Origin of the sequence: Flavobacterium sp., from assembly GCF_044361065.1 — a bacterium.
Classification (GTDB): domain Bacteria; phylum Bacteroidota; class Bacteroidia; order Flavobacteriales; family Flavobacteriaceae; genus Flavobacterium.
On record NZ_JBIKJI010000058.1, the window covers coordinates 1 to 11,341 of the forward strand.

The 11,341-nt window shown below is 29.6% G+C and carries 12 protein-coding genes; 6 read left to right on the forward strand and 6 right to left on the reverse strand.

Annotation, left to right across the window (positions count from 1 at the left end; genetic code table 11):
• On the reverse strand, nucleotides 1-1,080 hold a 1,080-nt coding region (locus ACIQ11_RS05145), incomplete at its 3' end, for a M16 family metallopeptidase (RefSeq protein WP_396153431.1).
• A 7-nt stretch (nucleotides 1,081-1,087) separates the two neighbouring features.
• Nucleotides 1,088-2,413, reverse strand: a complete 1,326-nt coding sequence (locus ACIQ11_RS05150) for a M16 family metallopeptidase (RefSeq protein WP_396153433.1) — start codon at nucleotides 2,411-2,413, stop codon at nucleotides 1,088-1,090.
• 179 nt (nucleotides 2,414-2,592) lie between these two features.
• Here ACIQ11_RS05150 and rplU point away from each other — a divergent pair, with 179 nt between their 5' ends.
• A complete protein-coding gene (rplU, locus tag ACIQ11_RS05155) occupies nucleotides 2,593-3,045 on the forward strand; it encodes a 50S ribosomal protein L21 (RefSeq protein ID WP_396153435.1) in 453 nt (150 codons plus the stop codon).
• 18 nt (nucleotides 3,046-3,063) lie between these two features.
• Nucleotides 3,064-3,324, forward strand: coding sequence for a 50S ribosomal protein L27 (gene rpmA, locus ACIQ11_RS05160; protein WP_291242975.1), 261 nt, complete (start codon nucleotides 3,064-3,066; stop codon nucleotides 3,322-3,324).
• Nucleotides 3,325-3,449: 125 nt separating this feature from the next.
• On the opposite strand, the gene ACIQ11_RS05165 is transcribed toward rpmA, so the two are convergent.
• The 4 genes from ACIQ11_RS05165 to ahcY all read right to left on the reverse strand — a co-directional run bounded on the left by ACIQ11_RS05165 (nucleotide 3,450) and on the right by ahcY (nucleotide 8,003).
• The gene (locus ACIQ11_RS05165; protein WP_396153437.1) at nucleotides 3,450-3,998 is read right to left on the reverse strand and encodes a hypothetical protein; all 549 of its coding nucleotides are present in this window, start codon (nucleotides 3,996-3,998) and stop codon (nucleotides 3,450-3,452) included.
• Between the two features lie 153 nt (nucleotides 3,999-4,151).
• Complete coding sequence (locus ACIQ11_RS05170) at nucleotides 4,152-6,161, reverse strand: N-acetylmuramoyl-L-alanine amidase (RefSeq protein WP_396153439.1); 2,010 nt, start codon at nucleotides 6,159-6,161, stop codon at nucleotides 4,152-4,154.
• The gene (locus tag ACIQ11_RS05175; RefSeq protein ID WP_353078116.1) at nucleotides 6,158-6,529 is read right to left on the reverse strand and encodes a BlaI/MecI/CopY family transcriptional regulator; all 372 of its coding nucleotides are present in this window, start codon (nucleotides 6,527-6,529) and stop codon (nucleotides 6,158-6,160) included. Before ACIQ11_RS05175 ends, ACIQ11_RS05170 begins: the two co-directional genes overlap by 4 nt.
• A gap of 157 nt (nucleotides 6,530-6,686) precedes the next feature.
• Nucleotides 6,687-8,003, reverse strand: a complete 1,317-nt coding sequence (gene ahcY, locus ACIQ11_RS05180; RefSeq protein WP_396153443.1) for an adenosylhomocysteinase — start codon at nucleotides 8,001-8,003, stop codon at nucleotides 6,687-6,689.
• 144 nt (nucleotides 8,004-8,147) lie between these two features.
• Between ahcY and ACIQ11_RS05185 the strand changes: the two genes are divergently transcribed.
• From ACIQ11_RS05185 to arfB, 4 genes are all read left to right on the forward strand, one after another.
• Nucleotides 8,148-8,828 (forward strand): 4'-phosphopantetheinyl transferase family protein, encoded by a 681-nt coding sequence (locus tag ACIQ11_RS05185; protein WP_396153445.1) that lies wholly within the window; start codon nucleotides 8,148-8,150, stop codon nucleotides 8,826-8,828.
• Nucleotides 8,829-8,830: 2 nt separating this feature from the next.
• Nucleotides 8,831-9,436 (forward strand): nicotinamide riboside transporter PnuC, encoded by a 606-nt coding sequence (gene pnuC, locus ACIQ11_RS05190; RefSeq protein ID WP_396153447.1) that lies wholly within the window; start codon nucleotides 8,831-8,833, stop codon nucleotides 9,434-9,436.
• On the forward strand, nucleotides 9,412-10,965 hold the full coding sequence (locus ACIQ11_RS05195; RefSeq protein ID WP_396153449.1) for a DUF4301 family protein: 1,554 nt from the start codon (nucleotides 9,412-9,414) through the stop codon (nucleotides 10,963-10,965). Before pnuC ends, ACIQ11_RS05195 begins: the two co-directional genes overlap by 25 nt.
• A partial coding sequence (gene arfB, locus ACIQ11_RS05200; protein ID WP_396153451.1) for an alternative ribosome rescue aminoacyl-tRNA hydrolase ArfB occupies nucleotides 10,965-11,341 on the forward strand: 377 nt, incomplete at its 3' end. The genes ACIQ11_RS05195 and arfB, both read left to right, overlap by 1 nt.

Here is an 11,341-nt window from a genome sequence, read left to right on the forward strand (position 1 = left end):
TCTAATTTTTCGCAATTCATTAAAAATTTCTACAACAGCACTATCTGTAACAGCATTTCTTACTGAAGCAGTAGAAGAAAATTTAGAAATATATTTACTTGCTCCTAAATTAGAATACGAACCGTATGTCCAACCGTGTTTTTCTCTTAAGTTTAAGAACAAACGACCTTCTCCACCACCACCAAGAATTTGGTTGGCTAAAATAGCAGCGAAGTAATCTTTATCCGTCATTTTTAATTTTGATAAGTTGATCATTGCAATTTCAGATTGAACTGCATTAGGAACATCAACAAAATTAATTTGAGAATATTGTAAATCTTTTGGATCATTATACGTTAAATTTGGTGCTGAAGCTGTTTTCCATACATCAGCTCCAAATAATTCTTCTACTTTTTTCTTAACGTCTTTAGTTTTTACATCACCAATTACTACTAAATAGGCGTTAGCTGGCACAAAATACGTGTTGTAATGATTGATTACATCCTGTAACGTTACATTTTTTAAGGTTTCTTCAGAAGTGAATTCACCATTATAATGTTCTTTTCCGTAGGTTAAAACATTTTGAACACGACCTGCAATTGCAGAAGCGCTTTTTTCGTCAGATTTTAATCCTTCTATTAATTTTGCTCTTTCGGCATCAAAATCTTCTTGTGTAAACAATGGATTTAATGCGCCATCAGCTAATAATTCTAAAATTCTAGCCGAATATCTTGACAAACCATTTGCAGAAGCACCTGATTCGTAAAAATTAATATTAGCTCCTAAGAAGTCAATTTCTTCGTTAAATTTATCTTTAGAAATAGATTCAGTAGCATTTCCAATCATAGAACTTACTAAATCTGTCACTCCTTTTTTGCTTCCTTCAGCAAAAGGTGTATTGTCTAAAGTTAAGTTATAAGAAACGCGTGGTAATTTATTATTTTCCACCACTAACACTTTCAAACCATTTTCTAATACGAATGTTACTGGCTTTTTAATATTAATTGATGGAGCTGGGCCTTGTTTAGGCATTGGTCTGTCTTGTGCTTGCATAGTTATTGTTAGTAATAAACTGGCTGCGATATATAAATACTTTTTCATGGTAAGATTATTTAGCGGTTTTTTCTTTTGCAGGACCATAATTTAAAATCAAACGTTGGTTTGGATTTAAATATTTTTTTGCAACTTCTTTAATATCTTCTCTTGTAATAGAACGGTAAATTTCAATCTCAGTATTCACTAAATTAATATCACCATATAATAAATAGTATGAAGCTAAATTTTCTGCAATACCTTCTACAGTTGCATTTGAACTTACATAGTTGTTTTCAAATTTATTTTGAAGTTTTTGAAAATCGTTTTCAGAAATTAAATTAGTTTGCATGTTTACAATTTCTTCATCAATTTCTTTTAATAAACTTTCAGACGACACATCACCTAACGGCAAACTGTAAATAATATATTGTCCGTAATCTTCTTGAGAATTACTAAACGCCCCTACTTGAAGTGCTACTTTCTTATCATCTACCATTTTTTTATATAATTTAGAACTTTTACCATCCGATAAATAAGTAGAAATCATATCTAAAACACGCGCATCTTTCGTTTTCATTGAAGGTGTTCTGTACGCTGCTAAAGTCATTGGTAATTGAACGTTTGGATCTTCCCAAGTTGCATTAATAGTAGCAGTAATTGGCGCTTCTTCAAATTTTTGTCTTGCAACAGGTGCACCTTTTGGTATGGCTCCGAAATATTTTTTAATCCATTCTTTGGCTTGAGTAGGGTCAAACTGACCTGCAACTACTAAAACGGCGTTGTTTGGTACATAAAACTTTTTATTAAACGCTTGAAATTCTTCTAAAGTGGCTGAATCCAAATGTTCCATTTCACCAATTGTTGTCCATCTGTAAGGATGATTTTTAAATAGATTTTGTTTAATCGCTTTAAAAATATTTCCGTAAGGTTGGTTGTCAATTCGTAAACGTTTTTCTTCCTTTACTACTTCATTTTGGGTATCAACACCAATTTGATTAATTACAGGATGCATTAATCTTTCCGATTCCATCCAAATGGCTAACTCTAAATTATTAGACGGAAACACCTCGTAATAATACGTTCTATCATCTGAAGTATTGGCATTATTTTGTCCTCCATTTGCGGTAACAATTTTAAACCATTCCCCTCTTTCGATGTTTTTGGTACCTTCAAACAACAAATGTTCGAAAAAGTGAGCAAAACCCGTACGATTTGGTTGTTCATCTTTTGCACCTACGTGATACATTACCGATGTAATAATAACTGGCGCCGAATTATCTTGATGAAGAACCACGTGTAAACCGTTATCCAAATCAAATTCTTCAAATGCTACTTTCTGAGCATTTGCTGTGCTTCCTAACATTGCTATTGTTCCTAAAGCCATTAATGTTTTTTTCATAATTAATCTTTAATAATAAATGATAAGTATTGGTAGGCGAAAGATATGAATTGTTACACAGAAAATAAAAAATATTACAAATTTTATTTTTTCGAATAAAAAAGAAAAAGTAATGTTGCAGGTTTAATAAATAGTTATATATTTGCAAACTGAAAAAATAATAATTTAAACACATTGTTATGTACGCAATCGTAGAGATAGCAGGGCAACAATTTAAAGTAAGCAAAGACCAAAGGTTATTTGTTCACCGTTTAGCAAATGATGTAGACGCAAAAGTTTCTTTTGAAAAAGTCTTATTAATTGACAACGGCGGAGCATTAACATTAGGCGCCCCAGCTATAGAAGGAGCTTCTGTTGAAGCCAAAGTATTAAAACACCTTAAAGGTGATAAAGTAATTGTCTTCAAAAAGAAAAGAAGAAAAGGTTACAAAAAGAAAAACGGTCACAGACAATCATTTACTCAAATTATCATTGAGAACATTGTAGCAACTGGAACTGGTAAAAAAGAAGCGGCTCCTAAAAAAGAAGCAGCTCCAAAAGCAACAAAGAAAGCTGATGTTGAAGTAGAAACGGCTACTGAAGAAGTAAAGCCTAAAGCTACAAGAGCAAAAAAACCAAAAACTGAAGAATAACATTTAAAATATAACGTCATGGCTCATAAAAAAGGTGTCGGTAGTTCGAAGAATGGTAGAGAATCAGAATCAAAACGTTTAGGCGTTAAGATTTATGGTGGTCAAGCTGCTATTGCAGGAAATATCATTGTTAGACAAAGAGGTTCAAAACACAACCCAGGTGAAAATGTTTACATGGGGAAAGACCATACTTTACATGCTAAAGTAGATGGAGTTGTAAAATTCCAGAAAAAAGGTGAGAACAAATCTTGGGTTTCTATACTTCCATTCGAAGCATAATAAACCTAAAATTACAAATATAAAATCCCAAATTCCAATATGGTTTTTGGGATTTTTTTGTAAAAAGTAATATCTAAAAAATCCCCAATCGAATGATTGGGGATTAAAATATTTAATTTATCTAATTAGTATTTTGGTAAATCATTAACGATTTTGTCAAGTCGACTTCCTTCAAAGAAAAACAAATGTCCTAAATATTCTTTCGATTTATAATCTATATCTTTCTTTAATAGCTCATTTTCAAAAATTCTTGTATAAACAGTCCTATATCTTGAATCATACAAATCTGTGTTAATAGAAAATAATTGACTTGTAAAATTATTTCTTTGTCCTAAAGTATCATCTAAATTTCCATATCCCGACATTACTAAAAACAATTGATACCCATTCTTTTTTGCATAATTTTCATAAACTTGCATTGGATGACATACATCCGAAGAACATCCATTTGTAAAAACATAAACTAAAGATTTTTCGTGTTTAGTTAATTCCGCCCTTAATTGATTTCCAGAAATTTTATAAATTTTTGTTGTATCTAGATTCTCAAAACTTTCCAAAGTAACAATCTTTGCTTTATCTTCTTCTTTTAGTTTCGAATAATCATTTGTTAATCCGGTTATACTACAAGAAGTTAAAATTAATAAAACAATAGTAGTTGTAAATATTTTCTTCATAATTAGTTTTTTCTTGTAAATATAAAAAACTTCCAAATTCCAATATGGTTTTTGGGATTTTTTTGTAAAAAGTAATATCTAAAAAATCCCCAATCAATTGAATGGGGATTTTTGCTAGTAATAACTAATTTAAATTATTCGATTTCTGAATTACTATTCTCGTAATAATTTTAAGATGTTTTTTGCGATTTCATCTTTTCCGCTTTCACTTGTAATATAGGCTTTGTCATTTGCGTTAGATAAATAACCGACTTCTAACAAAACAGCTGGACATTTTGAATTTTTGATAATATAAAGATTAGCATCTTTCACTCCGCCTTTAGCTAAATTATTATTTGAAATGTTCTCAATTAATTGATTTGCTTTCTCTAACGACTTTTCATAAAATCCATTTTGACTAGAAATAAAAGCATATACCCCTTTTTCATTTGGGTTTTTTGAAGCGTTCAAATGTAATGAAATTAGCATGTCCGGATTAATTTGATTTATTTTATTTACTCTATCGCTTAAACTGACAAAACTATCATCTTCACGAAGCAAAATAATTTTTAAATCTTCGCTACCATTTAATGCTTTAATTTTTTTTGCAATACTTTCTACAATTTTACTTTCAAGTTCTTCATCAATTTTCGCTCCCGGATCTTTTCCACCATGACCTGCATCGATAACGATAATCATTTTTTCATTTTTTAGAAGTTTTTTGTCTTTCATTTTACTTGAGAACATAACAATTGAATCTCCTCCATATCTACTTAACCATTTATCCATATTCTGAGCTTTATAGTATTTGTGAGTATAAAACCAATATTGAAAAGGTTGTGGATATTTTTTACTTCTAGCATTTTTTAAAATTACACTACCACTAAAACTTGCAAAATCTGATGGCTTGTATGAATTTAATTTTGAGTTATTTACATTTACACCATCTATCCAAATAGCGTATTTATTTACATTTAGAAAATCAATTATCTCTTTTTTAGTAGGTGACTTTTTTACAGTTGGCTCTTGACGAAACTTTAAGTACTGCAACTTTTCTAATTCTTCTTTAGTTAAATCTTGATATTTTTTTGAAAAAAGCAGATTTTTTACTGGCCATTTTTTATTCTTATGTATATTTGGATTTACACCTTCATAAAATACGCAGATAACATCTTTATAATATTCCTCGTCGGAAACTTTATAAGTTAAATATTTAACTTCACGCTCATTTGTATTAATTTGATTTACAATATTCTTTTTAAGTTGCTTAACTTCAATAACTTTCTCCTGAGCTATAATTTTTATACAGAAAAAGTAAATTAAGCCTGCTAAGATTGGAAGAGCTGCAGCTTTTTTTAGTAGTGCTAATTTTTTTGAAGTGTTTTTAGTCATCATAAGTAACCGTTTTTTAGTGATTAAATAATTTAAATTGCTTGCTAAGTAAACTGTTGTATTACCGTTGCTTTTATGTAACAATAGATTCTGATAATAAGGCACATTATTATAAGTGTTCACAATCTCTTCATCGGCAAGAAATTCGTGGTTTAATTGAATGGCTTTTTTATATAAATAGAAAAGTGGATGAAACCAAAATAGGGCTTTCAAAAACTCAATAAATAAAATATCTAAAGTATGTTTTTGGTTTACATGAACCATTTCGTGAGCAAATAATTCATCTTCAATATTTTTATTTTTAAAATCTTCGGAATTGACAAATATAAAATTCAAAAATGTGTGAGGAAGTGTTTTTTCTTCTAACAAAATCAAATTCGCATTTTTATATTTTACACTTGGATTTATTTTTGATTTTACAATTAGTTTGAAATAATTTTTACTAAATCGAAATAAAAAAACGAAGCTTATTAATACATAAATACTCCAAAGCACATAGGGTAAATAATTTACAGACTCATTAGCAGTAATTACGTTCTCGATTGTCGGGTTTTGATTTAAAACTACCTCTGCTTTCTCAATATTTATTGGTTCATCATACTGAATGACTGGAGCAGTTTCAACAAATTCGATGAATTCAAAAGTGACAAATGGAATTATCAATGAAATTAAAATAGATATTAAAAGAAAAAATCTATTAAACTTATGGATTTTTTCTCGTTCTAATATCAAATAATAAAACCCAAGAAATACAATTAAACTTATAGCAGATTTTAATAAGAAGTCTATCATTTTTTCTTTTTTTGTAGTTCAACATCTATTATTTTTTTCAACTCTTCCAATTCAGAAGCTGTTAAATTGGTCTCTCTTGTAAAGAAAGAAGCAAATTGGGAAGAAGAATCATTGAAAAAATTTTTAATTAGTCCATTTACATGTTTCGAAAAATAATCTGTTTTTTTTACCAATGGATAATATTCTCTTGAATTTCCATACTCTTTATACGCCACGAATTTTTTATCAATCATTCGTTTTAAAAGAGTAGCAACAGTTGTGGTGGCTGGTTTTGGTTCTGGATAAACTTCTAACAAGTCTTTCATAAACGCTTTTTCAAGCTTCCATAGATGCTCCATTAATTGTTCTTCTGTGTTTGATAATGTCATTTTTCTACAAATTTAGAATTAACTCTACAAACATAGAGCAATTTTATAACTCTACAAATGTAGAGCTGAAAATTAACAAAAAATTAACAAAAAAACCCTCGCTCTTCAGCAAGGGTTTTTCTAATTATCTAAAAATCTAACTTTCTAAGAAGCCTGATTAATATCTGTAATATTCTGGTTTAAATGGTCCTTGAACCCCAACGCCAATATATTCTGCCTGATCTTGACGTAACGTTTCTAATTCTACTCCTAATCTAGAAAGGTGTAAAGCCGCTACTTTTTCATCTAAATGTTTTGGCAACATATATACTTCATTTTTGTAGTTAGCGCTATTTTCCCATAACTCCAATTGTGCTAACGTTTGGTTAGTAAATGAGTTACTCATTACAAAACTTGGATGACCTGTAGCACAACCTAAGTTTACTAAACGTCCTTCGGCTAAAATAATAACTTCTTTACCATTTACAGTGTAAATATCAACTTGCGGTTTCACTTCGTTTTTAGTATGGCCGAAATTTCCGTTTAACCAAGCCATATCAATTTCATTGTCGAAATGCCCAATATTACAAACGATAGCTTTGTCTTTCATAGCTTCAAAATGACGACCTTGAACGATATCTTTATTACCAGTTGTAGTAATTACAATATCTGCATTGGCAACAACTGTATCTAATTTTTTAACTTCAAAACCGTCCATTGCAGCTTGTAATGCACAAATTGGATCAATTTCTGTAACTGTTACAATAGAACCCGCGCCACGGAAAGAAGCCGCAGTACCTTTACCCACATCTCCGTAACCACAAACTACTACTCTTTTTCCTGCTAACATAGTATCTGTTGCTCTACGAACTGCATCTACTGCAGATTCTTTACAACCATATTTGTTATCAAATTTGGATTTAGTAACAGAATCGTTTACGTTGATAGCTGGCATATATAAAGTTCCAGCTTTCATTCTTTCGTACAAACGGTGAACGCCTGTAGTAGTTTCTTCAGATAAACCTTTAATTCCTTCAACCAATTCAGTAAATTTATCAAATACTAAATTTGTTAAATCACCACCATCATCTAAAATCATATTTAAAGGTGCACGTTCTTCACCAAAGAATAACGTTTGCTCAATACACCAATCAAATTCTTCTTCATTCATACCTTTCCAGGCGTAAACTTGAATTCCAGCGGCAGCAATTGCAGCAGCAGCATGATCTTGAGTAGAGAAAATATTACAAGAAGACCAAGTAACATCTGCACCTAAAGCCACTAAGGTCTCAATTAAAACAGCAGTTTGGATAGTCATATGTAGACATCCTGCAATACGAGCTCCTTTTAAAGGTTGACTTGCGCCAAACTCTTCTCTAAGTGCCATTAAACCTGGCATTTCAGCTTCTGCTAATAAAATTTCTTTTCTTCCCCATGCTGCTAAAGAAATATCTTTAACTTTGTATGGTACGTAAGGAATTGTTTTTGTACTCATTATATTTGTATATTTATTTTTTATTTACGAGTGCAAAGGTACAATATTAGTTTTAAATTAGAAATTAATTTTAACTATTTAAGTTTTGTTGAAACCTTTAAACAACTGAATAACAATAAAATAAAATTTTTAAATAAATAAAGTATGCCTTTTTTTAAAGAAATCATCATAAACGAATACACTGTTGCCTATTTTTGGAAAATTACCGAAGATATTAACTGGTTTAAAGAGAAGGCATTACTTAACGAAAAATCTTTGTCAAGATTACAAACTATGCAGTCAGTTTCACATCAAAAAGGGTTTTTGGCAGTTAGAATGTTACTTCAACATATAAATTTAAACGATTTTGATTTGTATTATGATGCATTTGGGAAACCGCACCTGAAAGTCGAAAGTCAAATGTCGAAAGTCAAAAGTCAAGAAATTAATAATATTAATTCTAAACAAAAACACATCTCAATTTCCCATTCGCACGAATTTTCTTGTATTTGTATTAGCAATAAACCTTTAGGAATTGACATTGAAAATTGTAAAGAAAAAACATTAAAAATTGCCTCAAGATATATGGATGTTTCACATATTGAAAACTTATCCGTAACAGATAAAATCACAAAAGCAACCGTGATATGGGGTGTAAAAGAAAGTATATTTAAATTAAAAAATGAAAAAGGAATCAGTTTTCCAAAGCATATTTTCGAAAGACCTTTTAAATTAGAAAACAAAAAAGGTACCGCACAATTAATTTTTAACAATAATACCGAAGATTTTCAATTTCAGTTTGATATAATTGAAGAGTATGCTTTTGTTTGTGCTTTAACTAAATAAATATGTTTGAAACCATCATTAATCAGTATCAAAGTATTCCGAATTGGCAAATTGGTATTGAAATTATCATTTTTATTTTTGGCGTTTTAAGTGTGTATTTTGCAAAAAAAGAAAATGTGTTAGTATATCCAACCGGGATTATTTGCACCATATTATCTGTATATATTATGTTTAATGCTAAATATTATGCCGATATGAGCATCAATATCTACTATTCCATTATGAGTGTTTATGGTTGGTTTCAGTGGAAAAAAATAACAAATGGCGAAGTGCTTTCTATTTCCAGAACCAATATGAAAGAAAAAAATATTGGTATAGTATTATTCCTTATAACATCTATAGTTTGTATTTATATTTATAAATTTTTTGATTATAAATTACAGCTCAACAATTATTTAGATATTTTCACCACCTCATTATTTTTCACAGCAATGTGGTATATGGCTAAGAAGAAAGTTGAAAATTGGACCCTTTGGATTGTTGGAAATACGTTTGCCGTTTATATTTTTTTTGACCGACAACTGTACATAATAGCTATACAATACATAATTTTTACTATTTTAGCCATCTCAGCGTATATAGAATGGAAAAAATATTTAGCGAAATAGATTTACAACAAATAGTTAAAAGAGGAAATTCTTTGGAAAAAATTATGCAGCAATTGCATTATTTTAAAAATGGAATTCCAACTATTAACTTACTAAAAATCGCATCTATAAACGATGGGATTTTTCAATATTCGGAAAAAGAAATTTCTGAATATTGCAACTTTTTTGACACACACAAAGACAATTATTCTATTGAAAAATTTGTTCCAGCAAGTGGTGCTGCTACAAGAATGTTTAAATCGTTAAATGAATTTTTAACAAAATTTAATCCTGAAAAAGACACCATAAATTCGTATGTAAACCTTAATAAAGATAAAGATTTGTCATTATTTATTGTAGGTTTAAGAAGTTTTCCTTTTTACAACGAATTAAAAGAAAAAACAAAAGCAATTTTCACAGATTATCCGAATTATAATTCCGATCAAAAGGTATATGCGATTGTTAAAACGCTTTTAACTGATAATGGATTGGATTTTGCTAATAAGCCAAAAGGTATTTTACCATTTCATATTGAAAATGAAGAAATTTTAACGCCAATTGACGAACACGTTTTTGAAACCGATTTCTATAAAAAACCAAACCAAAAATCGAAAATACATTTTACGATTTCTAAAGAATTTCAAACCGATTTTTTAAGAATTACAAATAAATATGATGATGTAGAAATCTCATTTTCTTATCAAAATGAAACATCAGATACTATTGCGGTTAATGCCGACAACACCCCTTTTAGAACTTCTGAAAACGAATTGTTTTTTAGACCTGGTGGACACGGCGCCTTAATTGAAAATTTAAATCAACTGCAATCTGATATAATTTTCATTAAGAACATAGATAATGTTTCTCAAAACAATAGAGAACTTAATTTAAAAAACAAAAAATTATTAGGCGGTATTCTTTTATATCTAAAAAAGGAAGTGGATACTATTTTGAAAAAGTTTCAAAAAAACGAAATCAACGAAAATAATATTAAAGAAATTATTCATTTCATTGAAACAAAAATGTCAATTCCTTTGCCTCAGGAGTTTAAAATGTTTCAATTAGACTATCAAAAAGAGTATTTAATTAAAATTTTAAACAGACCTATTCGTGTTTGTGGAATGGTGAAAAACGAAGGAGAGCCTGGCGGCGGACCATTTTGGGTTCAGGATGAAAAAGGACGTCATAATTTACAAATAGTAGAATTATCGCAAATTGATTTAAACAACGAAAACCAGCTAGCTATTTTTAAAAATTCTACGCATTTTAACCCTGTTGATATAGTATGTAGCATCAAAGATTTTGAAGGAAATAAATTTGAATTGAATCAATTTGTCAATCCAAAAACCGCTTTTATTACAGAAAAAACGAAAAACGAAAAAAAAATAAAAGCATTTGAATTACCTGGTTTATGGAATGGTGCGATGGCAGATTGGAGTACTATTTTTGTAGAAGTTCCAATAGAAACGTTTAATCCAGTTAAAAAAGTAACCGATTTATTAAAACCAGCACATCAACCAAATAATTTAGACATCAATTCTGGTTTATAATGAATGTAGAAATTATTTCATCTGAACTAAATTTTAAAGCCGTGAGAAGCAGTGGCGCTGGCGGACAAAATGTAAATAAAGTGTCTTCTAAAATAGTATTGATTTTTGATGTGGCAACTTCTCAAGGTGTAACTGATGAAGAAAGGATTCTACTTCACACGAAACTAAAAACAAAAATTTCGCAAGAAAATTTACTGATTCTAACTTGCTATGAAGATAGAAGTCAATTCAAAAATAAAAGAATTATCATCAAACGTTTTTTTGAAATGTTAGAAAAAGCTTTAGTACTACCAAAAGTCAGAAAAGCAACTAAAATTTCAAAAGGTGCGAATGAAAAACGCATTCAAGAAAAGAAAAAAGCGGGAGAAATTAAAGC

Coding starts and splice junctions, on each gene's coding strand:
- rplU (WP_396153435.1), top strand. CDS start 2,593: ATGTACGCAATCGTAGAGATAGCAGGGCAACAATTTAAAGTAAGCAAA.
- pnuC (WP_396153447.1), top strand. CDS start 8,831: ATGTTTGAAACCATCATTAATCAGTATCAAAGTATTCCGAATTGGCAA.
- ACIQ11_RS05170 (WP_396153439.1), bottom strand. CDS start 6,161: ATGATAGACTTCTTATTAAAATCTGCTATAAGTTTAATTGTATTTCTT.
- ACIQ11_RS05150 (WP_396153433.1), bottom strand. CDS start 2,413: ATGAAAAAAACATTAATGGCTTTAGGAACAATAGCAATGTTAGGAAGC.
- ACIQ11_RS05165 (WP_396153437.1), bottom strand. CDS start 3,998: ATGAAGAAAATATTTACAACTACTATTGTTTTATTAATTTTAACTTCT.
- ACIQ11_RS05185 (WP_396153445.1), top strand. CDS start 8,148: ATGCCTTTTTTTAAAGAAATCATCATAAACGAATACACTGTTGCCTAT.
- rpmA (WP_291242975.1), top strand. CDS start 3,064: ATGGCTCATAAAAAAGGTGTCGGTAGTTCGAAGAATGGTAGAGAATCA.
- ahcY (WP_396153443.1), bottom strand. CDS start 8,003: ATGAGTACAAAAACAATTCCTTACGTACCATACAAAGTTAAAGATATT.
- ACIQ11_RS05175 (WP_353078116.1), bottom strand. CDS start 6,529: ATGACATTATCAAACACAGAAGAACAATTAATGGAGCATCTATGGAAG.
- ACIQ11_RS05195 (WP_396153449.1), top strand. CDS start 9,412: ATGGAAAAAATATTTAGCGAAATAGATTTACAACAAATAGTTAAAAGA.